Source organism: Coriobacteriia bacterium (genome assembly GCA_034370385.1).
Lineage (GTDB): Bacteria > Actinomycetota > Coriobacteriia > Anaerosomatales > PHET01 > JAXMKZ01.
The window spans coordinates 68487-92768 of record JAXMKZ010000044.1; the positions used below are offsets into that span (position 1 = coordinate 68487).

Annotated in this window: 23 protein-coding genes; 22 read left to right on the forward strand and 1 reads right to left on the reverse strand. The window is 66.4% G+C overall.

What is annotated here, in order from left to right:
• From U1E26_09205 to U1E26_09230, 6 genes are all read left to right on the forward strand, one after another.
• The gene (locus U1E26_09205) at positions 1-1122 is read left to right on the forward strand and encodes a polysaccharide pyruvyl transferase family protein (GenBank protein ID MDZ4169819.1); all 1122 of its coding nucleotides are present in this window, start codon (positions 1-3) and stop codon (positions 1120-1122) included.
• 82 nt (positions 1123-1204) lie between these two features.
• Positions 1205-1594: a hypothetical protein gene (locus tag U1E26_09210; GenBank protein MDZ4169820.1), complete on the forward strand. Its 390-nt coding sequence runs from the start codon at positions 1205-1207 to the stop codon at positions 1592-1594.
• Positions 1595-1611: 17 nt separating this feature from the next.
• Positions 1612-1854 carry a hypothetical protein gene (locus tag U1E26_09215; protein ID MDZ4169821.1) on the forward strand — a complete coding sequence of 81 codons (243 nt, stop codon included), beginning with the start codon at positions 1612-1614 and terminating at the stop codon, positions 1852-1854.
• A gap of 208 nt (positions 1855-2062) precedes the next feature.
• A complete protein-coding gene (locus U1E26_09220; GenBank protein ID MDZ4169822.1) occupies positions 2063-3097 on the forward strand; it encodes a Fic family protein in 1035 nt (344 codons plus the stop codon).
• Positions 3098-3191: 94 nt separating this feature from the next.
• A complete protein-coding gene (locus U1E26_09225; GenBank protein ID MDZ4169823.1) occupies positions 3192-3842 on the forward strand; it encodes a nucleotidyltransferase domain-containing protein in 651 nt (216 codons plus the stop codon).
• The gene (locus U1E26_09230; GenBank protein ID MDZ4169824.1) at positions 3802-4221 is read left to right on the forward strand and encodes a hypothetical protein; all 420 of its coding nucleotides are present in this window, start codon (positions 3802-3804) and stop codon (positions 4219-4221) included. Before U1E26_09225 ends, U1E26_09230 begins: the two co-directional genes overlap by 41 nt.
• Positions 4222-4232: 11 nt before the next feature.
• Here U1E26_09230 and U1E26_09235 read toward each other — a convergent pair whose 3' ends face one another.
• Positions 4233-6824, reverse strand: coding sequence for a SpoIID/LytB domain-containing protein (locus U1E26_09235; GenBank protein MDZ4169825.1), 2592 nt, complete (start codon positions 6822-6824; stop codon positions 4233-4235).
• Between the two features lie 102 nt (positions 6825-6926).
• On the opposite strand from U1E26_09235, the gene U1E26_09240 reads away from it, so the two are divergent.
• The 16 genes from U1E26_09240 (at position 6927) to U1E26_09315 (ending at position 24264) form a co-directional block, all read left to right on the forward strand.
• Positions 6927-8315, forward strand: coding sequence for an O-antigen ligase family protein (locus U1E26_09240; protein ID MDZ4169826.1), 1389 nt, complete (start codon positions 6927-6929; stop codon positions 8313-8315).
• Positions 8315-9097: a hypothetical protein gene (locus tag U1E26_09245; GenBank protein MDZ4169827.1), complete on the forward strand. Its 783-nt coding sequence runs from the start codon at positions 8315-8317 to the stop codon at positions 9095-9097. The genes U1E26_09240 and U1E26_09245 overlap by 1 nt, the downstream gene beginning before the upstream one ends.
• A gap of 39 nt (positions 9098-9136) precedes the next feature.
• Positions 9137-10294: a glycosyltransferase gene (locus U1E26_09250; GenBank protein MDZ4169828.1), complete on the forward strand. Its 1158-nt coding sequence runs from the start codon at positions 9137-9139 to the stop codon at positions 10292-10294.
• Entirely contained in the window at positions 10291-11442 is a 1152-nt protein-coding gene (locus U1E26_09255; GenBank protein MDZ4169829.1) for a glycosyltransferase, read from the forward strand. The genes U1E26_09250 and U1E26_09255 overlap by 4 nt, the downstream gene beginning before the upstream one ends.
• Positions 11435-12766: a glycosyltransferase gene (locus U1E26_09260; GenBank protein MDZ4169830.1), complete on the forward strand. Its 1332-nt coding sequence runs from the start codon at positions 11435-11437 to the stop codon at positions 12764-12766. The genes U1E26_09255 and U1E26_09260 overlap by 8 nt, the downstream gene beginning before the upstream one ends.
• The gene (locus U1E26_09265) at positions 12763-13587 is read left to right on the forward strand and encodes a purine-nucleoside phosphorylase (protein ID MDZ4169831.1); all 825 of its coding nucleotides are present in this window, start codon (positions 12763-12765) and stop codon (positions 13585-13587) included. Before U1E26_09260 ends, U1E26_09265 begins: the two co-directional genes overlap by 4 nt.
• 14 nt (positions 13588-13601) lie before the next feature.
• On the forward strand, positions 13602-14159 hold the full coding sequence (locus U1E26_09270; GenBank protein ID MDZ4169832.1) for a DapH/DapD/GlmU-related protein: 558 nt from the start codon (positions 13602-13604) through the stop codon (positions 14157-14159).
• A gap of 159 nt (positions 14160-14318) precedes the next feature.
• Complete coding sequence (locus U1E26_09275) at positions 14319-15899, forward strand: Ig-like domain-containing protein (GenBank protein ID MDZ4169833.1); 1581 nt, start codon at positions 14319-14321, stop codon at positions 15897-15899.
• 135 nt (positions 15900-16034) lie between these two features.
• The gene (gene ahcY, locus U1E26_09280; protein MDZ4169834.1) at positions 16035-17294 is read left to right on the forward strand and encodes an adenosylhomocysteinase; all 1260 of its coding nucleotides are present in this window, start codon (positions 16035-16037) and stop codon (positions 17292-17294) included.
• Between the two features lie 148 nt (positions 17295-17442).
• Positions 17443-18702 (forward strand): S-methyl-5-thioribose-1-phosphate isomerase, encoded by a 1260-nt coding sequence (gene mtnA / locus U1E26_09285; protein ID MDZ4169835.1) that lies wholly within the window; start codon positions 17443-17445, stop codon positions 18700-18702.
• Positions 18703-18711: 9 nt separating this feature from the next.
• Complete coding sequence (locus tag U1E26_09290) at positions 18712-19620, forward strand: AEC family transporter (protein MDZ4169836.1); 909 nt, start codon at positions 18712-18714, stop codon at positions 19618-19620.
• A 35-nt stretch (positions 19621-19655) separates the two neighbouring features.
• Positions 19656-20339 carry a phosphoribosyltransferase family protein gene (locus U1E26_09295; GenBank protein MDZ4169837.1) on the forward strand — a complete coding sequence of 228 codons (684 nt, stop codon included), beginning with the start codon at positions 19656-19658 and terminating at the stop codon, positions 20337-20339.
• A gap of 314 nt (positions 20340-20653) precedes the next feature.
• Positions 20654-21496: a transporter substrate-binding domain-containing protein gene (locus U1E26_09300; protein MDZ4169838.1), complete on the forward strand. Its 843-nt coding sequence runs from the start codon at positions 20654-20656 to the stop codon at positions 21494-21496.
• Positions 21497-21693: 197 nt separating this feature from the next.
• Positions 21694-22536: a basic amino acid ABC transporter substrate-binding protein gene (locus U1E26_09305; GenBank protein MDZ4169839.1), complete on the forward strand. Its 843-nt coding sequence runs from the start codon at positions 21694-21696 to the stop codon at positions 22534-22536.
• 94 nt (positions 22537-22630) lie between these two features.
• Positions 22631-23491 carry an amino acid ABC transporter permease gene (locus tag U1E26_09310; protein MDZ4169840.1) on the forward strand — a complete coding sequence of 287 codons (861 nt, stop codon included), beginning with the start codon at positions 22631-22633 and terminating at the stop codon, positions 23489-23491.
• A gap of 5 nt (positions 23492-23496) precedes the next feature.
• Positions 23497-24264 (forward strand): amino acid ABC transporter ATP-binding protein, encoded by a 768-nt coding sequence (locus tag U1E26_09315; protein ID MDZ4169841.1) that lies wholly within the window; start codon positions 23497-23499, stop codon positions 24262-24264.
• Positions 24265-24282 lie beyond the last annotated feature (18 nt).

The following is a 24282-nucleotide window of genomic DNA, read 5'->3' on the forward strand; positions in this document are numbered from 1 at the left end:
GTGCTCGTCGTCCTCTCCGGCGCCAAGAAGAACATCGGCGACTTCCTGATCGTCGATCGCGCGTGCAAGCTCATCGAGTCGATCCTCGGCGAGGAGATCGTGGTGCTGCCGAGGTGGAAGTCGCTCGACGCGCACGAAGAGACCGTCGCCAAGGCGCGGGCGGTCGTCGTGGGCGGTGGCCCGGGCGTGCTGCCGTCGATGTATCCGCAGATCTACCCGCTGTTCAGCGACCCGGGGAAGCTTCGTGAGCTCGGCGTGCCGTTGCGGCTGCTGGGTGTCGGTTGGTTTGCCAGCCGCGGTGATGCCGCCGAGATGCGCCGCTTCGCATGGACGCCCGAAACCAAAGCATTCCTCGACACGATAGGCGATGCGCTCGCCGTATCCACGCGCGATGCGGTCACGCGGCGCCTGCTGCTGGCCAAGGGGCTCTCCGACGTCACGATGTCGGGCTGCCCGGTCTTCTACGATCTGCGTCACCTGGGCGAGCCGTACCGACGCCCGGCGGACGTGAAGACTGTCGTCTACACGACGCCGCAGAGTCCCCGCTTCACCGATCAGAACCTTCAGCTGCTACGCGCCGTCATCGAGCGCTTCCCGGGTGCGAAGGTCATTGCCGCGTTCCATCGCGGTCTGGCCGCTGATGAGTTCACCACGCCCGCCGAGGCCGAGCGCTTCGGCGAGATGGCGAGGCGGTGTGCCGAGCTCGGCGCCGAGGTGCGCGACGTCTCCTACGACCTCGACAACATCGCCTTCTACGATGACTGCGACTTCCACATCGGCTACCGCGTGCACGCCCACCTGCGTTTCATCTCGGGCCGCAAGCCGTCCGTGCTTCTCGAAGAGGACGGCAGGGGGCGCGGCTTCGCCGAGGTGCTGCCAGCCCCGTCGATCCGCGCATGGACGATCCCGTCGCTGGGCCGCGCTCTGCTGCCGGCCCTGCCGTATGCGCCGCGTCGGCTGGAGAGGCGCTTCTCGCGCATCGAGGCCGCACCGGACACCGTCGAGCGGACGATGGTGGCGGTTGACGCCTTCATCGCCGGCGATGACGCGCCCTACGAGCGCGCCGTCGAAGCGATCGAGGCCACGTATCCGGTGATGAAGGGGTTCATCGAGCGGGTGTAGGGGGACCTGCCGTGGCAGGAAGCCGCAGCCTTGTGCCGAAGAGTCCGCTCAACTTCGATGTGAGATTACGGGGAATCGGCTCATGGGACCGGCTGCGATCGACGAGATGCGGAGTGCCGGTTATGTCGTCCTGTTACTGGCAAGCGGCTGGTCGGTGACGTGGTGGGTGCACAAGCGTGAGTCCGCCTCACGGTTCGCGATTCCGGCAGGACTCCTGGTGTCCTTGCTCGTCGGCGCTGCGCTGGACTTCGTCGAGGGCGGCTCCACGGTTCTCGATTCGTTCGTGAACGCCTTTTCCAGCCCCTACTGGCGAGTCGTAATCGTGCCGGGCATCGTTGCGGCCGGGGCGACGCTGTACTCACGCAAGCGGTCGGGCTGTCGCTACATCGGTGTCGGCCTCTTGGCCGCCGGCATCGGCTGGCTGATCCTTCTGCTGGTCTCTCTATTGGTCGTGCGCCCTGCTGGGTGGTGATATTGCAGGCAGAGGTGATGCTTGCTATCGCTGGGGGGTGGCTTGCCCTGCTGGGCCTCGTGCAGCCCAAGGGGCCATGGGCACGCGTTGCACTTCTGAGCCTGCGTATCGTGCTCACCGCATTGGCCGTGTGGATGATTGCGCTCTTGCCGACCGGGGTCGCTGACACGTGGATCGTGGTCTTGGCCGTCGTTGTGGCTGCACTGAAGCTCGCGGGGTCCATCATCACTGCACGGCTCTTGCGTACCGCAACACCTTGATTCTGCCGCACCCGGACCTTGGGCTGTTGGGGCCAAGACGGTCTTCCGCCCGGATGGCCAGGTTCACACAGGCAGAGCGGCCACCGCGTCTCGGTCCGCGTGCTCTGCAGCGTGGAATGGTCGTTCACTACCGCGTCGGTGAGAAATCGGTCGCGGGGCGCGGTCCACACCGCTTGACGCATAACTTGACAGATGCTTGACTGAAAACATGTCCTACTCGCCTTCTTTCGACATCACTCCGCAGCTGCTCGGCACGATCGAGGAGGTCGCCGTGCTTCGGCAGCAGATCGCCGACGCATCGGTCGAGCTCGCGTGGATCCCCGCGCTGCAGAAGGACAGTCGGATGCGCAACACGCACGCATCCACCGCGATCGAGGGCAATCCACTCACTCTGCCGGAGGTCCGCGCGATCGCCGACGACACGGCGCCACCGGCCCGGCTACCCCGCTCTCGCCAGGAAGTGGTGAACTACCTTGCCGGCCTGCGCTACATCGAGCAGCACGCCGATGCCGCGCGCATCACCGAGGATTCGGTTCTGCAACTGCATCGGATCCTCGCCTCGGACGTCATGGATCAGGGGTTTCCCGGCGAGTACCGCTCGATTAGCGTGCAGGTCGGCAGGCACCGTCCGCCCAGCCCCGAAGCGGTGTCACAGCTCACGCGTGAGCTCATCGACTGGTGGAACGGCCCGTCGCGAGAGCTCTCGCCGGTGCTGACCTCAGCGGTCGTGCACTATCGGCTTGAGGCGATCCACCCCTTCGCCGACTGCAACGGTCGGATCGGACGGACCCTGGCGCTCTGGGAGCTGTACCGTCGCGGGTTCGACACTCACCACATCTTCTCGGTCGACGAATTCTACTGGCAGGGTCGCGAGCGCTACTACGCTGAGCTCTCGAAGGTCGACGCGTCGGACGGCGAACTGACGAGCTGGCTGGAGTACGCGGCGGCCGGCATTCGCGCAACGCTCGAGGCCGTGCTGGACCGGATTCGGCGAGCGGGCGGCGAGGATGGTGTCCGCATCGCGCTCAGGCCGAAGCAGGAGCGCCTCCTACAGATGCTCAGTGCCGCCGGCAGTATGGCCCCCCGCGAGATATGGGAGGCGCTCGCCATATCCCGGCAAGGTGCGATGGATCTGCTGAACCCCCTCGTCGATGCAGGGCTCGTCGAGAAGGTCGGGACGCGGAAGACGGGCCGGTATCGGCTGCGGAGCGTAGGTTCTGAGGGCTCGGGGCAGGATCGCTGAGCCTGGCCCTCGCGCGTGGCAACCCCACATGGACGCCACGATGGCGTCGACCGGTGCGATTGACTTTACAATAGGTATGGTTCACTTTACTCGCATGAGATCTACCTACCCCATAGAGGCGATCCTTGGCAACAGGAGTCGCGTGCGGGTGCTGCGCATCCTTCATGGCGTGAGCGTTCCGCTGAATGCGACCCAGATCGCGCAGCTTGCCCATCTCACCAAAGTCGCTGTCGGCAACGCGCTGTCGGAACTCTCAGCGATGGGGCTTGTGCAATCGACCCCAGTCGGACGCTCCAAGGCACACATGCTCGTCAGGGACAATGTGTACGTGGAACGTATCGTATCGCCGGTCTTTGAGGCTGAGCATGCGCTGCCGAGCCTCATCGAGGAGGAACTGGTCGGTCTCTTCGCGAACACCACGGTGTCCATTGTCTTGTTCGGGAGTCAGGCACGCGGCGAACAGGGCGAGGACAGCGATGTGGATGTAGTCCTGGTATCAGCTCGCGAAACCCACGCTGCGGTGGAGCGAATCCTCGATGAGCAGAGCGTGCGCTTTCGCAGACGCTTCGGGGCGACGCTTTCGGCGCTCGTGTATACGACTGACGAAGCGGGTGAGCTTCATCTCAGGGCCCCGGCCTTGTTCGAGTCGATAAGTCGTGATGCCATCGTCGTGGCCGGAGTGGGACCTAAGGAGTGGGCGGGACTTGCCGAAGAAGGTCGAGACACGCGGTGTCGACAGAGCTGAGGCTCGCAACGCGCTGCTGAAGGCAAGCGAGATGAACACAGCCGCTGCTTCCGAGCTTGCGAGCGGTCGCTGGAACTCCGCGGGTCTGAACGCGGTGCACGCGGGGATCTGTGCGGCGGACTCTGCACTGATCGCCTCGGAGACCATCCGGAGCGCATCCCAGGACCATGGTGTGGTGATGGCGCTTCTGGAGGAGCTGGTTCCGGAGTTCGCCGCGACGCAGCGGCGCCAGCTTGGTGGCCTGCTCAAGATGAAGAACGTCGTCGCATACGAGCAGCGCCTGCTGAACGAGGTCGAAGCGAGGCAGATGGTGGACCAGGCGAACCGCTTGACCAGATGGGCATCGGCGCTGATCGCCGACCGGCTTTCTGGCGGATAGCGCCCGCCCCGCTACCGCACCGCCACGCCCCACACGTCGAACACGTCCACGCCGACCCAGGCACCGCGCGAGGTGGATCGCTTCGCGCCCTTCACCGTGACGACGATCGTGTGCTTGCCTGACGCCAGCGTGAGGTCACGGAAGATCGTCTGCTGGGCGGTCGTCTTGGTCGAGTACAGGTCGAAGGTACCGCGGAGCTTCCCGTCCACGTGGACCGTCGCGGTGCCGCGGTCGGGGCCTTTGGCCGCCATCCATCGGATCCCGCGCCCGTCGAAGCGCACGGTGGCGCTCGCGTCGCGAGTCGATGCCCGCTTCTCGTAGCCGCCGGACGCGCCTCTCACCGGCTGCGCTCCCCAGGTCCCGCGATACACAACCGCCGGGTTCGTATCTTGCACGCGCACCATGGGCGGCATCAGAGTGGTGAGCGGCCCACCGAGCACATCGATCGCGTCGACAGCCACCCGCGTGCCCTTCGACTCGGCGCGCTTGGTGCCCAGAGTCTCGATCTTGACGGTGTGGCGGCCCCACGGGAGTCCCTCGACGCGGTGAACGATCTGGCCCGCCTCGGTCTCGGCGTTGTATGAGTCGACCGTCACCGGGGTCTTACCGTCGACCGTGACCCTCGCCATGCCGCCGGTGTTCGCGACGCGCGCGATCCAGTCGAAACCTGTGCCCGTGAACGCGAAGTAGAGCTTCGCGCCTTTGGTGTCGGTGTAGGTCTGACGCTTGAAGTACAGCTCAGGGTCCTCGCTCGTCTTGGCCCATCCACCGACCCAGGAGAGCACGGGGTTGCTGTCGTCGGTGCGCCGGCGTGGCGTGCTGGCCTGCAGCAGTTCGCCGGTGATGCTGATCGCGTCAACGTCGACGCGCGAGCCCTTCGACGACGCATGGCGGCGGTCGAGCACGCGGATGTCGAGCCGGTGTTCGCCGTCAGTGAGTCCGTAGTCGGAGAACAGGGAGCGCTTGGTGGCGCTTTCGGCGCGATAGAGGTCGACCGTCTTGACGCGCTCGCCGTCGATGTAGACGTCGGCCATGCCGTAGGCCGGGCCGACCGTGCCGGTCCACAGCACGCGGGTACCCTTGAAGCGTGCCGAGAACCACGCGTTCGGTGTCTGGGTGTACAGCCTCGAGCCCCCGGAAAAGATCGAACTCTTGGAGGTCAGCCACGGACCCGTGGTCGCGAGCTTGCTTTCGGACTGCTCGAATCGCGTGAGGGGAGGCGGAGCGGGGTTACCGACGACCGGCGGCTTGGGGACGAAGTTCTTGCCCACTGAGAACTTGGTCGAGCGCAGGCCGAGCGCGTTGCGCCACGCGTCGCCGGATGTCGTATGGGTCTTGCCGTTGGACCAGGCCGTTCTCACCGATACGGCGTAGCCCGAGCCGTTCTTCGCGCGGGTGATGGTGACGCCGGTGACGGTCGCGGGGGAGGGCTCGCTTGCCGAGCGGGTGCGCGAGCCGGCGCGAAGCTTCGCCGCCAGTGCGGCGTCGGAGTACGAGATGGCGTTGGGCCACTTCGCGTGGAAGGTGCTCGACACGTCGGGGTCGGGCACGCCCACGTAGTACGGTTTGGGGGTGCCGCTGGTCCAGACGTCTTCGAGGTTCGCCGTGTGACCGCCGCTGGCGGCCGAGAAGAACGTGCGGATGATCTCGGTGCGCCCGTCGGGCCAGTGGTAGCGCGCGATCTTGCTGCGGGTGGCGTCCACGGCGGCGTTCGTGCGGCGGTCCTCCCACATCTGGGTGGCGCTGCGGTCAGACCCCGCCGAGTGTCCTTGGTAGGCCTGGCTCATCGTGGTCGTGAACAGCTCGCCCACGGTCGGGTACGCGTAGCTGCGCGCGGCGATGGCCTGGGCCTGCAGTGCAGCCGGGGTTTCGTCGCCCCAGCTTGCGGGGGATTCGCGGGGAATCACGCCGTACAGGTAATCCTCGAGCGAGACCTGGTTGATCAGTTTCAGCAGTCCGCTGCGCGCGGTGATTCGCATGCTGCCGCGGTACCGGTTGTACGCCCTGCCGAACAGGCCCGTCTTCTCGAAGACCTGGACGAGCCGCGGTGAGACGCCGCCGACCTCGGAGACCGTCACGGTTCCATTGAGTCGCGAGACGCCGTTGGGCTTCCATTGCGTGGAGCCGCGATAGACCGCGATCCCCTCGCCGTTGGGGACGAAGCGGTACCAACCGTCCGCGGGCACGGGAACGCCGGCGGTGGGCAGGTTGCTCGCCTTGACGACGAGGCGGTTGGCGGTGTTGCCGGCGCGCAGTGTCCACGCCTTCTTCGAGTGATAGGCGGTGGACGACGACGCGGCCGGGTCCACGCGAACGTAGACGCTCTTGGGCGACACCAGCTCCACCTTGGTGCGCGAGGTGTTGCCGTAGTAGTAGCGGATGATGTCGGCACCGGTGTAGGGCTTTCCGGTGTCGGGGTTCTCTCGCCTGGCTAGTTCGCGTGCCCCGTACTGGGACAGGCCGATGCCATGGCCCCAGCCGCGACCGGTCACGTGGAAGGTGGTTGCCGCGAGGGCGGGCGAAGGGGCGGCGAGCGTCAGCGAGGATACGGCGCACAGGGCGCCGAGCACGAAACGCGCGATCCGGTGGGCTGCGATATGCACTACTACGTCTCCCGGAATCGGTTGTACGGATCGTGGCGATTAGCGCCTGTGCGAGAGGCGCTCAGACGCCCACGAACCGTTTGGTAGAATACCACGTACGTCATGACGCAACCTTCAGCCACTTCCTTTCACTTGCTCGCCGACGATCGCCGTGCCACCGCCGCGTGGTGCGCCATCGCCGGGTTTGCGTGCGTCGTCGCGCTGATGCCGGGCGGGTTCGTCCCCTTGCTGGCCGCGGGGGTTCTGCTCGCTGTCGCGGGGGCACTGTGGCTGCCTGCCTATCCGGAGGTCGCGCTCGGCGCGCTACTGGCCACCTCTGCCCTCGACGTGATGGGCCGTCTGGCCAAGGTGGGCCCGGCGACGGTGACCGCCTACCAGGCCGTACTGGGGTTGACGCTCCTGTTCGTCGTCGGCCTCGTCCTCACCGGGCGCGCCAAGCTGAGCGCGTCGGGTATCGACGGTTGGCTCGCGCTGATGCTCGCAGCGGCGTTGACTGTCGTGCCGGCGGCGGTGAATGGGCCCGCCTCAGCCGTCGCCTTCGTGAGTCTCGCCTCAAGCGTGGTGCTCGTCTACCTCGTGATGCTGCTGGCGCCGACGCCGGAGCAGCTCTATCGCGTGCTGGTTGCGCTTGCGGTGGTCGCCGCAGGGCTCGGTGTGCTCGCCGTGGCGGAGAGGGTGGGCATCTTCTCGGTGCAGGAGGTCTACAAGACGACTGCGGATGGCATCCGGGCACGCGTCTTCTTCAAGGACCCCAACATCTTCGGCGGTGTCTTGGCGGCCGCGGCGATCACGGCGGTGCCGCTTGCGCTTGGCGAGAAGCGCTGGCTTCGGGCCACCGCGCTGTGGGCGCTCGTCGGCGCTGCGGTGCTCGGCGTTGTGGCGACGCTGTCGCGCGGCGCGTTCCTCGGTCTCGTGGTCGGTGGCGTGCTTGCGGTCATCTTGTCGCCGGTCAGGACGCGTACCAAGATCGCGCTGCTCGGTGCGGGAGCCGGTCTGCTCGCCGTGTTCGTGGTGGTGGTGCTCGATCCGCGCTGGGTCGCTGACAAGGTGCTCGGCATCGGCGACGAGAGCAGCGCGCTCAACCGCGTCTACCTGGCGCAGGCGGCGATGGCCATGTTCGCCGACAACCCGATAGGCATCGGTCCGGGCATGTGGAAAGAGATCATCCCGGCGTACCGCCCCTATGACTTGCCTGCTGACCTGCTGGAGTCCCACACCACCTACTTCACGCTGCTCGTGGAAGTCGGCATCCTCGGGCTGATCGGCTTCGTGGGCGCGCTCGCCGCAACCGGGTTGCGGCTGGTTCGGGCGCTGCTCGTGCCCGCTTCGCCGCACCTCGTGCGCGTACTGCTCGCGGCCACGGCCTCGGGCGCGGCCGTTCTGCTGGTGCAGTCGGTGACGTACAGTATGGAGACGAGCAAGTTCCTCTGGTTCCTTATCGGGGCGAGCCTCACGGCCGCATCGTTCACCTCTTCGAAGGAGAGTGCTTGATGACGCAGGACAGCTCGGGACTGCCCGGCGCCGTGCGGCGCGGCTGGGTCATCGTGCTCGTGTCCGTGCTGGTGGGCGTCGCAGTGGCGTACTTCGCCACCCGCCAGATGCCCACGACGAGCTTCACGGGGACACAGCGCGTGACTATCGCCGGCACGGCATCAGGTCCCCAGAATCCCCCGAGTCCTGACGACCTGGTCGGGGCTACGACGCTCGCGATCGTGCGGCGCGATGCCGAGGAGTCGCTGGGGCTTCAGAAGGGCGCGCTCGATGGCGTGGTCGCGGCGAAGAACGACAGCGGCGACCGGCGCACGGTGATCTTCACGGCGAAGGCGGGCTCTGAGGCGGATGCAGAGGCGTACGCCAAGGCGATCGCGGACGCGTCGAGTGCGTACATTCTGCAGCGCTTCGATGTCTACCTGCAGGTCCAAGGCGAGATCATCAAGCGCATGACCGAGCGCAAGGCCGAGCTCGAGCAGGGCGAGAAGGCGCTCCTTGCGCTGGCGGCGAAGGCAACCGGCGCCGAGCGTGCTGGCTACGAGCAGGCGCTTGTCGTCAACCGCAACCAGATCTTCTCCGCCAGCGACGCGCTGGCCTCAGCGCAGAACGCCGAGCTGCAGGTCCTCCGGTCCATGGTGCCCGGCGTGCCGTCGGTCGCGCAGTCCACGACCGGCGGTCTCGCGCTGTCGGCGCTGCTGCAGGGCGCGCTCGTGGGACTACTCGTGGGGCTTGCCATCGTCGGTATCCGTGAGTGGCTGCGCACGCGCAGCGCCGTGGCGTAGGCCGGCTGCAACGTGGCTTCTCGCCGCAAGGTCTGCATCGTGCAGTACAACTCGTCGCGCTATCTGGCGCGCGTCGACCGTTCGGCACGCACGCTGGCCGCCGACGGCTGGGACGTCGTGCTCGTCGCCATCAAGGACGCCGAGACGCCCGCGTTCGAGGAGCGCGATGGCTACGTCGTGCGCCGCGTGGAGCTCAAGTCGCGCCAGTGGCCGCGCTGGACGCGCCCGGCCCGCTTCGTCGAGGCGGTGTGGCGCACGTATCGTGCTGCGCTTGCCGAGGACGCCGACGTCTACAACCCGCGCGACATCTATCCGCTGCTGGTGAGCTGGCTCGCAGCGAAGCGCCGCGGAGCGGTACTCGTGTATGACTCTGATGAGTTGAACTTGCATCGGAACTGGCCATGGACCTCCAAACGATGGTGGAAGGTGCTTGCGCCCGCGTACGAGGGCTTCTTCATCCGCCGCGCGGCCGCAAACATCACGAGCGATCACGGGCGTGCCGACATCCTTGCATGCACCTATGACATCGAGCGCCCGGTGGTCGTGAGAAACGTCCCCGAGCGCGTCGAGGTAGTGGAGCGCAACGAACCGTGGCGCGCCGCGATGCTCGGTGACAGCGCGCGCTACCTGCTGATCTATCAGGGAATCCTCGCCCCGAACCGCGGGTTGCCCGAACTGGTGCAGGCGATGGTCGAGCTGCCCGACTGCGCGCTGGCGCTTGTCGGATGGGGCGCGCTCGCCGACACGCTGTCGGCCCGCGTGACCGAACTCGACCTGAGCGATCGCGTGCACCTTGTCGGGGCCGTGCCGTACGCGACGATGATGCGCTACACCGCGAGCGCCGATGCCGGTCTCATCCCGATCGTCGGCTCGTGCCTCTCGTACGTCTACGCGGCCCCCAACAAGCTCTTCGAGGACATGATGGTGGGCGTGCCCGTCGTCGCCAGTGACCTTCCCGAGATGGCGGCGGTCGTGCGCGACGAGCGCGTCGGCACGCTCATCGCCGACCCCCTCGATCCCGCATCGATCGTCGCCGCAGTCCGCGAGCTTCTGGATGGCGAGGAGCCGCTGGCCACCATCGGCGCGCGCGCTCGCGAGGCCGCACTGGCGCGCCACCACTGGGGACTGGAGCGCGAGCGGCTGCTGGACGTCTATCGCGGCCTGACCCTGCGGCCGGCGAGCGGAGGGGCCAAGTGAGCGAGCGCAGTGTGGTCATGCTGCTCACGAACGACTTCGTGACCGACCCGCGCGTCGAGAAGGAAGCGGTCGCGCTCATCGCCGCCGGCTGGCGCGTTACCGTGCTGGCTTGGGACCGCGCAGGCGCCGCGCCCGAGCGCGAGGTGCGCAGCGGCATCGCCATCGAGCGCCTCGGACCGCGCGCGAACCACGGCTCCGGCCCCAAGGCGCTCCCGCTGTACCGCGCGTTCTGGGACGCCGCCGCCGCGCGGGCACGCGAACTCTCGCCGAGCGCCGTGCACTGCCACGACATGGACACCGTGCCCGCAGGCCTCGCTGCAGTAGAGGACTCGGGCGCTCACCTCGTGCTCGACTTCCACGAGTTGTATCGCGAATCGCGCGTCGTGCCGCGCAAGCCGGTGATCGGGCCGCTCGTGCGCGCGGGCGTCGACCGCGTCGAGAGGCAGGGCCTGAAGCGAGCCTCGCTCGTCGTGCTCGCCTGGGAGGGTATGGCCGATCGTTACCGTCGGAGCTTCGATGGCCCGGTGGTCGTAGTCGATAACGCGCCGGACCTCGATCGCTACTCGCCCGACGGCGAGCCGCGTGGTGACCGGCCCTTCGCCGTGTGCTACATCGGCCAGAAGCGTTACACCGACTCGCTCAAGCTGCTCGTCGACATCGTCGAGCGCCACGAGGATATGACGTGTCTGCTCGCCGGCGGCGGGGTGGGGGCCGAGGAGGTTGCTCGCCACGCAGAGGGCAAGCCGCGCGTCACCGTGATCGGGCGCGTGAACTACGACGAGATTCCCGCGCTGTATCGCGGTCAGGACTGCGTCTACACGCTCTACGACGCCGCGGTGGGCAACGCGCGCATCCACATGCCGGTCAAGGTGATGGAGGCGATGGCCTGCGGGCTGCCCTCGCTCGTCAGCTCTGGAACCTGGGTCGGCGAGTACGTGGAGGCCGAGCGCATCGGATTCGCGGTCGAGGCGTCTGATGCCGCTGTCGAGGCGGTTCTGGTGCGGCTCAAGGACGATCCCTCGCTTGCCGCCGAGATGGGGGCGCGCGGCCGCGCGATCGTCGAGGAGCACCTGAACTGGGAGGCCGCGGCGGGACGGCTCGTAGCGGCGTACGAGGGCCTCGGCGGCAAAGGCGGCCGACGTGCGTAAGGTCCTCGTCATCACCTACGAGTTCCCGCCCGCGGGCGGCGGTGGCGTGCAGCGCTGGGCGAAGATGTGCCGCTACCTGCCGGAATCAGGGTGGACGCCGTTTGTGCTGACCGCCGAGCCGGTCGCGCGGCGATCTCGCGATGAGTCGCTGCTTGCCGAGGTCGTCGGCGTCGAGGTCCGGCGCATCCCGCACCGACATGTCGCCGCAGCGGTCGCCGCCGCCATCGAGCCTGCGAAGCGCCTCGCACGCAAGGTGCGCGGGCGCTCGGGCACGCCCGCCGCGCCTGTCGGCAGCGCTCCCGCGCCGCGCGGGGTCACTCGCACGCCGCTTTCCAGCCGCATCGCCCGCTTCATCGCCGTGCCCGACGACGCCGCCTTCTGGCGCTCCAGCGCGGTCCGTGCGGCCGAGCAGCTCGGGCGCGAAGCGGGTGTCGATGCCGTCGTCGCGACAGGTCCGCCGTTCTCCTCGCTTGTAGTAGGCGCGCGCGTCGCTCGCCGACTTGGTGTGCCACTGATACTCGACATGCGCGACGGCTGGGACACGAACCCCGTGGTGCGCATGCCCACCGCGTTTCATCGCTGGCTGTCGAATCGGATCGAGCGCAAGACTCTGCCCGTGGCCGACCTCGTGACGTGTACCGCTCCGGCGATCGGCGAGGAGGCCCGCCGCTTCGGTGCCCGCGCCACGCGCGTGATCGCCAACGGCTTCGATGCGAGCGACCTGCCGGCGCACGCTCCCGACTCCTCGGGCCCGCTGACGCTTGTCTTCATGGGCAAGGTGTACGCGGGGCACTCGGATCCGGCGCCGCTGTTGACCGCCCTTGCGCGCGCACGCGAGCTCTCGGACTCGGAGATTCGCTTCGAGATCGTGGGTTCGTGGCCCGACGGGCTTGAGGCGAGCATCGAAGCGGCCGGGTTGAGCGACGAGGTGGTGCTCACCAGCTACCTGCCGCATCGCGAAGCGCTTGAGCGCACGGCGCGCGCTGATGTCGGCGTGCTGCTGATCGCCGACATGCCCGGCGCGGCCGGGTCGTGCCCCGCCAAGCTCTATGAGTACCTCGGCATGGGCATGCCGGTGCTCATCGTGGGTCCGGATGACGGGATGCCCGCAGCGGTCCTCGCCGAGACCTGCGGTGGCAGCGTCATCCACCCGGACGACGTCGAGGCCCTTGCGCGCGAACTCGTGCGGCTCGCCGAACTCAAGGCGAAGGGGAACGTACTGAGCGAGCCCGATGGGGAAGCCGTGGCCCGGTACAGCCGACAAGGTCAAGCTGCCGCGATGGCAGCGGCGCTGTCCGAGGTCGCAGGAGGGGAGTCGCGATGAACGACACGCTCGCGGTAGACCAGGTCGATGTCGAGCGCATTCTCGCCAGCGGGGTCTCGCCTCGGGTGGCGCTGGTTCTGGGCAGCGGCCTGGGGATGCTCGCCGACCGCATGGACGTCGCGGCACGCATCCCGTTCGCCGAGCTTGCGAGCCACCCGCGTCCGAAGGCGGGGGTGGCCGGGCATGCCGGGGAGCTCGTCGTCGGCACGCTGGCCGGAGCGCCGGTCGTGGCGTTTCTCGGCCGCGTGCACCGCTACCAGGGTGTGACCGCGCTCGATGCGGCGTGGCCTTCGCGCCTTGCGGCGGCGCTCGGGTGCGAGACCATCGTCGTCACGAACGCCGCGGGCGGCATCGACCCGTCGCTGCGTTCCGGCTCCGTCACGCTTATCGCCGATCACATCAACCTCACGGGCGATAACCCGCTCGTGGGATGGCCCGGGCCGCCCGGCGGCACCCCGTTCGTGCCGATGGGCGACGCCTACGACCCGGCGTTGCGAGCGATCGCGCGCGAGGAGGCTGACCGCGCCGGGCTGAAGCTCACCGAGGTCGTATACGCGGGACTCCTCGGCCCGAGCTATGAGACGCCCGCCGAGGTGGAGTACCTGCGTCGCACCGGGGCCCACACCGTGGGCATGTCTACCGTACCCGAGGTCATCGCCGCACGGGCGCTCGGGCTGCGCGTGCTGGGACTCTCACTCGTGACGAACGTGGCGGGAGGAGCCGAGCTCAGCCACGCGGAGGTGCTCCAGGCCGGACGCGACGCCGCCGAAGCGATGAGTGACCTGCTCGAGGCGGTACTCGGGCGGTTTACGTCGGAATAGGGAAGGGACGCACGTTGCTCGAGGCACTGTTCGGCATCTGGCATCGCATCGCGGGCAAGGTGGGCGGGTTCACGAAGCCCGCTCGGCGCGCGTGGGCGCGAGCCTACTGGACGTCGCTTGTGAGGCTGCGCGCGGCCGAGGCGGGACCGGGCTTGCGCGTGAACGGTCGCACACAGATGCCGGGCCGCACCGTGCGCATCGGCGCAAACTGCCACTTCAACGGCATGACCGTTCACGGCGATGGCGGCGTGACCTTCGGCGACAACTTTCACTCCGGGCGCGGCTGCAAGATCATCACCGTGAACCACCGCTGGGAGGGCGCGACCGCACTGCCGTACGACAGCGAGGTCGTGCGCAAACCCGTCACTATCGGCGAGAACGTGTGGTTCGGCGACGACGTCCTTGTGCTGCCCGGTGCCTCCATTGGCGAAGGCGCCATCATTGCTGCGGGTGCGGTGGTCGCAGGTCGCATCGAGCCGCTGACCGTGGCCGGCGGCAACCCGGCGCGCCCCATCAAGCAGCGCGACCCGAAGCACTACGAGCGGCTGAAGCTTGAGGGTAGGTACCACTAGCCCAGAGCAGCGGAGAAGGCGTCTCGGGAATCTACGGGGACTACGACGGAGACATCACCGTGGTAATCGAGCGAATGCTCAAGAAACGGGGGGACTTGGATGGAATGGTCCGGATCTAAGACAATTCGAATCTGCGCAAGAGGCGTGCTGGCGGTGGCCATGCTGGCCACGGCTTCGATTGCGACGTCGCCTGAGACGGCCGAAGCAGCCTTCCTGATGCGGGGCAAGGTTCCAGCCGGCATCGCTGTGAACGAGGTGACGAACAAGACCTATGTGGCGTACCCCTCGTCGAACTCTGTTGCGATCATCGACGGTGTGACCAACTCAGTGACGTCTATCGGTGTCGGATTGCGTCCTACCGCTGTCGCTGTTGACACTCGCGCGAACCGGATCTTCGTTGCGAACTACGGCTCGGGCACCCTGAGCATCATCGATGGCACAACGTACTACGTACGAACGGTTCCCGTCGGAGACTCTCCGACGGGGGTGACGGTCAACGAGGCAACAGGGGTGGCCTACGTCAGTCACAGCGAGGAGGACGACAGCAGGCATGCGATAAGCGCAGTCAGTGGAGCGACGGGTGCGGTTCAGACCATGAGCTTCAGGGGATTGTCGTACCTCGCCCCGGTTGTGAACGAACTTACGGGTCGATTGTATGCCTTGTCCAGTGAGTACTCCGATGAAGGTGGAACGCGCAACTTCCTGGAGGTCATCGACTGCAGCAGTAATCAAGTCGTCGCCCGCGTCGCGCTTCCGTCCGCGAGCTATCCGGCCGCCATCGCGGTAGACACGAGGGCGAGACAAGTCTATGTGCTGGTCTTGGACTCGGGCCTTTCTGTTGTCGACGAGAGCACGCTCGGCGCGCTGACAATCGAACTGCCGGTAGCCGCTTCCGAGGCTCAGTACTTCGTTGCGGCGAACGAGCGCACCGCCCGCGTCTACGTCACGACCATGGGTGATTTCGCGACCCCAGATGATGGCTTCGGCGTCTATGAGTTGGATGGATCGACGCTCCGGGTCTTGCGTCGATTCGCCTCGGAACCCCTCACGGGACTCGCCGTGGATGAGGGCAGGAACATCGTCCTGATGACAACCACCAACGGAACGCTGCGCGTCTATGACACGGTAACGGGGGCGACCAGAACCAGCTCGATGCCGTCGTACAAATGGACTCCGGCGGGGGTTCGCGTGAACGAGCGCCTCGGACTCGCCTACGCCAGCATCGGCTACAACTACGCATATGATTCCGGCGGCGAGGGCTACGTCCCGTCTTGGCGCGAGAGCGTCTTCGTCACTCCCGTCGACTCGATGCTCAACCGAATCGAGCTATCCCTTCCGCTCGCGACCAAGCAGACTCTCACGATCCTAGGCGGCTCGGGCTCTGCGATATGGAGCAGCGCGAATCCCGCCATCGCATCCGTGAACTCCGATGGCGTCGTGACCGGGCGCAAGGCTGGTTGGACTGAGATCAAGGCGGTCCGAGGAGGAGCATCGATGACCTCCCAAGTGGTTGTGACGAATCCGCGATTGAGTAGGACGAAGACGTCGCTTCGGCGCGGTGCGCGCCAGACCCTGAAGGTCACTGGCGGATCGGGTGTGATTCGGTGGTCCAGTACGAATCGTGCCGTAGCCACGGTCGGCAGCACCGGCGTCGTGACCGGGCGCGGACGGGGGACGGCGACGATCGTCGCCGTCCGCAACGGAGTTCGCATGACCTGCAAGGTCACCGTCACCAACTGACTCATCACGCGAGGGATTCCCGGTGGACGCGGGTGCCGGTCACACGCGGCGCCCTTCGACGCTGCTATACTCTCTCGGCTGTGAATGACCGGGGCGGCGCAACGACGCGCGCGCCACGTATCGAAGGGAATCATGATGGATCACCACGTAAAGGACCTCTCGCTCGCCGATGCCGGCAAGGCGCGCATCGAGTGGGCGGATGCCGACATGCCCGTTCTGGCCAGCATCCGCGACCGCTTCGAGACCGAGAAGCCGCTCGACGGCATCCGCATCAGCGCGTGTCTGCACGTCACCACCGAGACCGCGAACCTGATGCGCACGCTGGCCGCCGGCGGCGCTGACATCGTGCTGTGCGCGAGCAACCCGCTCTCGACCCAGGACGACGTGGCCGCGGCGCTCGTGCAGCACTACGGCATCCGCACCTACGCCATCAAGGGCGAGGATACCGAGAGCTACTACGCGCACATCGACGCCGCCATCGAGCACAACCCGCAGATGACGATGGACGACGGCGCGGACGTCGTCGGCCGCATCCACGCCGAGTTCCCCGAGAAGCTCGAGCACATCATCGGCGGTACCGAGGAGACCACGACCGGCGTGATCCGCCTGGCCGCCATGGCCGAGGACGGCGCGCTGAAGTACCCCATCGTCGCGGTCAACGAGGCCATGACGAAGCACCTCTTCGATAACCGCTACGGTACCGGCCAGTCCACGCTCGACGGCATCATCCGCGCCACGAACCGGCTGCTCGCCGGCCGCACGCTCGTCGTGTCCGGCTACGGCTGGTGTGGCCGCGGCATCGCGATGCGTGCGAGCGGCATGGGCTCCAACGTAGTCGTCTGTGAGATCGATCCGCTCAAGGCGCTCGAGGCTGTCATGGACGGCTACCGCGTGATGCCCGCCGTCGAGGCCGCCAAGATCTGCGATGTGTGGGTCACGGTCACCGGCGACATCAACGTCATCGACGTCGCGATGTTCGACGTGATGAAGGACGGCGCGATCATCTGCAACTCGGGCCACTTCAACGCCGAGATCAACATCCCCAAGCTGCGTGAGATGGCCGTCTCGAACCGCGAGGTTCGTCCGTTGGTCGAGGAGTTCGTGATGGAGAGCGGGCGTAAGATCTTCCTGCTCGCCGACGGCCGCTTGGTCAACCTGGCGTGCGCCGAGGGTCACCCTGCCAATGTGATGGACATGAGCTTCGCGAACCAGGCCCTGTGCGCCGAGTACATGGCTGCCGCGGCCGCCGAGCTCGAGCCGGGCGTCTATGACGTGCCCGAGGAGATCGATCAGATGATCGCCGCGCTCAAGCTCGCGTCGATGGGCGTGCACATCGACGTGCTGACCGAGGAGCAGGAGAAGTACCTGTGCTCTTGGGAAGAGGGCACCTGCTAGAAGGTTCGATTCCGCGCATATACTGAGTAATCGAGCGCCTTTGGCATACCCGCCCGGGGCGCTCGTTCGTACGCCCGCGGGCTCGCCCTCTTTGCATTCGCTGCTATCCTATTCGCCGTCACGCACGCGACACGCCAAGGAGAATCGCATGGCCATCAACGACATCCCGAAGACCATCTGGTGGGGCGAGGACGAGACATCAGGCCGCCCGGTCGTCTATCTCATCGACCAGACGCGGCTGCCGCTGCAAGGTGACGTGCTGGCCTGCAATACCTACGACGGAGTGATCGTGGCCATCAAGTCGCTCGCAGTACGCGGCGCACCCGCGCTGGGCGTCGCAGCGGCACTGGCCGTCGGGCTGTGGAGCGAGACAGAGGGCGTTCAGTACGACGATCCCAACGAGTACCTCGATCGTCTCGTCGAGGTCGTGGATGAGATAACCGCTGCCCGTCCGACCGCCGTCAACCTACGCTGGGGCGCAGAGCGCATGCGCGTCTTCGCGTTCAAGAACGGTGACAAGCCGCTCGAGGATCTGCGCGAACTGATCGTGCAAGAGGCCGCGAGCATGGTTGACGAGGACGAGGCCCGCAACCGCATTCTGGGGGACTTCGGCGCGGCGCTTCTCCCCGAGAAGGCGAAGATACTCACGCACTGCAACGCCGGATCGCTCGCCACGGCGTACTTCGGTACCGCGCTTGGCGTCGTGTTCGCCGCGCACGAGCAGGGCAAGATCGAGCACGTGTGGGTCGACGAGACGCGTCCCGTCAACCAGGGCGGACGCCTGACTGCATGGGAGCTCATGGTGGCCGGCGTGCCGAGCGCGCTTATCACCGACAGCATGGCAGCGGCGGTGATGAAGAACGGGTGGGTCGACGCGGTCATCGTGGGCGCCGATCGCATCTGCGCCAACGGCGACACGGCGAACAAGATCGGCACCTACGGACTCGCCGTGCTTGCCAAGGCCCACGACATCCCGTTCTACGTCGCGGCTCCCTCCTCGACGGTTGACCTCACCCTGTCGGACGGTTCGCAGATCGTGATCGAGGAACGTGACCCGCGCGAGGTCGAAGGAGTCACGGTCTCGGGCGTCTTCGATCCGGACAGCAAAGACGCGTCACGGGCATTCGACCTGCTCACGAAGGAAGGCGCGTACCAGGTACCGCTGCAGAAGGGGCATCAGATGCTCCTGGAGCGCAAGGGCGGAGGATACAGCTTCGATGCATGGTTCAAGACGACGCCTCCGGGGGTCGAGATCTACAACCCCGCGTTCGACGTGACACCCGGCGAGTACATCACCGCCTTCATCACCGAGCGTGGCGTGATCCGTCCGGAACCTGACTATGAGATGGCGCTCGCCGTGCACTGTATTGGCTCGGGTTGCCTGCACGAACTCGATCTCGAGCGCTAGGGACCGCTGGTGCAGCCGAGCGTCCTTACGTCGACGATCCTCACGTTTGCCGCGATCGTCGGGGTCGGGGCGCTTCTGAGGGCATTTCGAGTTCTGCGCGCCGAGGATGCCAAGACGCTCAACGCGGTTATCGTCTACGTGGGTCTTCCGGTGTTCATCTTCCAGGCCGTCCGTGGCGCTGAGCTCGGCGGCGATGTCTGGCGGGTGGTCGCCGTGGCCTGGATCGCGTTCGCTGCGGCGTTCGGTATCGCCTGGGTGCTCTCGCGCGTGCGCGCCCACGATCCGCAGCGCAGGGGAGCATTTCTCCTCGCTGCCGCCTTCGGCAACACGGGGTTCATCGGCTACCCGGTGGCGGCAGCGGTTCTCGGCGCCGCCGCTGTCCCGATGGCGGTGTTCTCCGACGTGTTCGGGACGGTGTTCGCCCTGGTCCTGATCGGGCTGCCTGTCGCGGCCCGGCTCGGCGGCGGGAACACGCGAGTCAACCTGGTTCGCGAGCTTCTCACCTTCCCGGCGGTGATCGCTCTTGCGGCGGGGCTGATCGCGCGGCCCCTGCCGATTCCGAGCGCGGTAAGTTCCGGGTTGGACCTGCTCGCTAATCTCGTGGCGCCACTCATCATGCTGTCCGTGGGGCTCGCTCTCAAACCCCGCTCGCTCGTGCGCGGTGCCGTCGACGTCGGGCTGGTCTCCGTGGTGCGGCTGGCGCTGGCACCGATGATCGCGCTGCTCGTCGGTGATGTGATGCTGAGTGGTCAGGCACTGCAGGTTGCGACATTGCAGGCGGGCATGCCGACGATGATGCTCACCCTCGTGGTGGGTGAGCGCTTCGGGCTCGACTCGGACTTCATCGCCTCGGCGATCTTCACGACGACCGTGCTGTCGGCGGTGACCATCCCGCTGATTCAGGCGGTAGTCGGCTAACCTCGCCCGCGCGTCGCTGAACGAAGGGCGGCGCCTTGCCATTTCTACACGGAGTAGCCGAGTTGTTCGCGCCGACCCGGTGTGCCGGGTGCGAGATGCCCGGAGCGCTGTTGTGCGAGGCCTGCGACGCTTCGCTGCCGCGCGTGGAGCCTACCTATGCCTGCCCGCGGTGTGGCGCCCCCTTCGGGTTTCTCGTGTGCACTGAATGCTGGCGAAGCGAGTTCGCATTCGAGGCGTGCGTGTCGCTGGGCGTGCTTGACGGAGCACTGGCTCGGAGCGTCGTCATCCACAAGGACGCGAGCGAGCGGCGTCTTGGCGCGGTGCTCGGCCGGATGCTCGCCCACGTTGCTCTCCGCGCGTGGCCGCAGTGGCCGGATGTGGTCACCTGGGTTCCGGCCACGGCTGCTGCGATGAGGCGACGCGGCTTTGACCACGGGTGGGGGATCGCCGCTCCGGTCGCCGAGGAGTTCGGGCTTGAGCCGCGAGCGATCCTGACCAGGGGGCGAGCCCGTGACCAGCGTGTGCTGGACAAGGCCGATCGGGCCAGCAACGCCGCCGGGACGTTCGCCGTAGCGAACGCGGAGCTGCCCGTCGGAGCGCGCGTGCTGATCGTCGACGATGTGTTGACGACGGGCGCCACGCTTGACGCCGCTGCCGAGGCGATCCTGTCGGCGGGTGCCGGGGCGGTCCGAGCGGCGGTGCTGGCCCGGGCGTGGTGAGGCGCTGTGCCGTGCGCGATGTCCGGCGTGCTAGAATCGCACTCGCTTCCGCCCGGGTCTGTGGTTGCGGGTGCGCAAGCACCCTAGTCCATGGTAGACGCGGCCCAAAGGACCCACGTAAGCCGGCGCCTTCGTGGCGTCGCGCGAGCATGGCGCGTCTTAGGGGTAAGTCGTACCGTTCGGTCCGGCCATCCAGGCTGGCGGGCGAGAGGGTCACTAGTGAGATTGCATCAAGCGAACGCCCCGGTATGCGAGTGTGGGGTCAAAGACCAGGTCAGCCGGGCGGAAGCACTCCGGAGACACAAGGGGGCGGCATGAGACGGCTCGTACCTGTACTCGCGGTCATGATGCTCGCAGGCGCCCTGCTCGTTGCCGGGTGCGCGAAGCCCAGCGAGCCCGAGCCGACGCCGATGGTGGCACCTCCCGCGATCATCACCGCGGGCACGCTCACCGCCGGTATCGATCTCTCCACTCCGCCCTTCGGGGGCGTCGATGCCGGGCGCGAGGCGGGGCTTGATGTGGATGTGGCGGCGGCGCTCGCCGACAAGCTCGGTCTGACCCTTACCGTCGTGGACGTGAAGCCGTCAGATGCGGCGACGGCTCTCGCCGATGGCTCCGTCGACGTGGTGCTGTCCGTGCCACTTGACGGTCCGCAGCTTTCCTCGCTGGCGCTCTCCGGCACGTATGCGACCAACGGGCCTGCCTTCTTCGTCTCGACGGGCTCCACGCAATCCGTGGAGCCCTCACTCACGCTCGACACCCTTGACGTTGAGCTCATCGGCGCTCAGCAGGACAGCCTTGCGTATTGGACGCTCATAAACGAGCTCGGCGAGGAGGCTGTCGAGTCCTACGGCACGCTGCGCGAGGCACTCGAAGCGCTTGATCGCGACGAGATCGAACTCGTGGCAGGAGACGCGTTCGTTGCGGCCTACATCGCGCGGGATCTGCCCACCGTGCACTACGCCGGACAGCTCAGAGACTCCTCACCGCTCTCTGTTGCGACGGGTTCCGAGGCGACGGCACTTGGTGATGCGGTTCGCGAGGCACTGGACGTGTTGGCTGCTGATGGTGTGCTCGACACGCTGCGGCGCAAGTGGGTGGGGGAGCTTCCCGAGCTGTCGCTGCCGGCATCCGAGGCATCCACCTCCGCGCCCTAGGACGCTCGTTTCGTATACAGCCGATGCGTCCGCCTGCATGAATCAGCGACGTGAATGCATACCATTACTGCCCGTTTGCATACGCTGGAACAGGCTCGCGGGCGTGCAGAAGAGGTGTATGATTATGCACTGTGATTCGCAAGCGCCGCCGATGGTTGTGGCGCGAGGGGACAGACAACCGTGAACGAGGAGGAATGATGTTGAAGAGTCGTAAACTGCTCTCGCTTCTGCTCGCACTGATGCTTGCGCTTGGCCTGATGGGCCTTGCCGGGTGTGGTGCCGAGGAGCCCGCTGAGGAGCCCGCCGCCGAGCCCGCCGCCGAGGCACCTGCCTTCACCACGATCACCGAGGGCAAGATCATCGTCGGTTCCGATACGGCCTACCCGCCGTTTGAGAACGTCGTCAATGGCGTGACCGAGGGTTTCGACGTTGACATGATGAATGCCGTCGGCGAGAGGCTGGGCGTCGGGGTCGAGTTCAAGACCTACAAGTTCGATGCGCTCATCGCCGGCATGCAGGCCGGAACCGAGTTCGACATGATCGCATCCGCTATGACGATCACGGACGAGCGCAAGGAAGCCATCGACTTCTCGGATCCCTACATCAACTCGAACCAGTCGCTCGCCGTTGCCGCCGATTCAGCGGTCATGACCGTGGACGATCTGAAGAGCGGTGACCGGGTCGGCGTGCAGTCCGGAACCACCGGCGAGAAGTGGGCCACCGACAATCTCGCCCCCAAGGGTATCGTCGTGACCCCGTACGATGACATTCTCGCCGCGTTCAACGCGCTGTCCGCTGGCGACATCGTCGGCGTCATCAACGACGCGCCGATCTCACAGGATGTCGTCAAGGACGAGGCCCGCAAGGCCAAGGTCGTCGCCGAGATTCCGACCGGCGAGCAGTACGGCTTCGCGTTCAACAAGGACAACGTCGCCCTGCGTGACGCTGTCAACGGCGCCCTTGCTGAGATCAAGACCGACGGCACGTACGTCGAGATCTACAAGAAGTGGTTCGGCGCTGAGCCGCTGTCCATCCCCTAGGGACTACGGACGCCTAGACACTAGATGAGGGCCGGCGGCCACGGTCGTCGGCCCTCTCTTCTCCACCCGATAGTCGCTGCAAGGAGCACATGGCGTGGATGCGCTGATCGAGTCTCTCCAGACGATCAAGGACATATTCTTCGACGTCGGCCACATGGTCGAAGCGTTCCCGATCATCCTCGCGGCCTTCCCGGTCTCGGTGTTCATCGGCGTCGGCTCGTTCTTCCTCGGCATACCTGGAGGGCTTCTGCTCGCCTTCATGAAGATGTCGAGGCGTCGCCCGATCAGGTGGATGGCGACGTTCTACATCGATGTCGTTCGCGGCACTCCGCTCTTCTTGCAGATACTGATCGTCTACTTCGGCCTGACGCTCCTGCCGTTCTACCAGACGTTGATCAAGGAGGTTCCGGCGGTCAAGGAGCCGCTGCTGTTTGGGATGGACGCCACCATCTACCTGCGGGCGTTCTTCGTTCTATCGCTCAACTCCGCCGCGTATATGGCCGAGATTTTCCGCGCCGGCATCCAGTCGATTCCGAAGGGACAGACCGAGGCCGCGCGCTCGCTCGGGATGAGTACACCCCAGGCGATGACGTTCGTCATCATCCCCCAGACCATTCGCCGCATCCTTCCCACGCTCATGAGTGAGTTCATCCTGCTGTTCAAAGACACCTCCATGCTCGCCGCCGTCGGCGTGGCCGAGATGACCATGCGTTCCAGACAGTACGTTGCGAGCACGTTCAACCAGTCCGCGTACATGGTCGCTGCGGGCTTCTACCTGTTGCTTACGATTCCGCTCGGTCGGCTTGTGGGCCGCCTGGAAGACAGGTTGGCGGAGTCCGAAGGCGGGGGAGGCGGCAAGCGACCGCCGACTATCGACGCCCCCGCGATAGACGCCGAGCATGTCGTCGCACACAGTGACTTGATCCCCCTCAATCAACGACAGACCGGCAGGTGATGGCGATGACCGAGACACACGTTCCCGCTCGTAAGGGCGGCGATCAGGCCATCGTACGAATCAAGAACCTGCACAAAGCCTTCGGCGAGCTCGAGGTGCTGAAGGGCGTCGACCTTGAGGTGACCAAGGGCGAGGTGGTCGTCATCCTCGGTCCGTCGGGTTCGGGCAAGTCGACGCTGCTGCGTTGTGTGAACCGCCTTGAAGAATCAACCGGTGGCGAGATCTGGTTCGAGGACATCGAGGTGACCGCCAAGAAGACCAACATCAATGCGGTGCGCGAACGCATCGGCATGGTGTTCCAGTCCTTCAACCTGTTTCCGCACCTGACGGCCAAGGGCAACGTCATGCTGGCGCAGCAGAAGGTCCTCAAGCGCTCTAAGGCCGAGGCGGCAGCCAAGGCCGAGGAGCAGCTCAGGCTGGTAGGACTCGGCGACAAGATCGACTCCTACCCCTCGCAGCTTTCGGGTGGCCAGCAGCAGCGCGTAGCCATCGCGCGAGCCTTGGCGATGGACCCCCATGTGATGCTCTTCGACGAGGCCACGTCGGCGCTTGACCCCGAGCTCGTACGCGGAGTCCTCGATGTCATGAAGCTGCTTGCCAAGGCGGGGATGACGATGATGGTCGTCACGCACGAGATGGGCTTCGCCCGGGATGTCGCCGACAGGGTCGTCTTCATGGATGAAGGCGTGATCGTCGAGCAGGGTTCTCCGACCGAGGTATTCGATCACCCGACCTCGGACCGCACGAAGGACTTCTTGGGCCACATCACCTGATTCTCCGGCGCGAGTGAA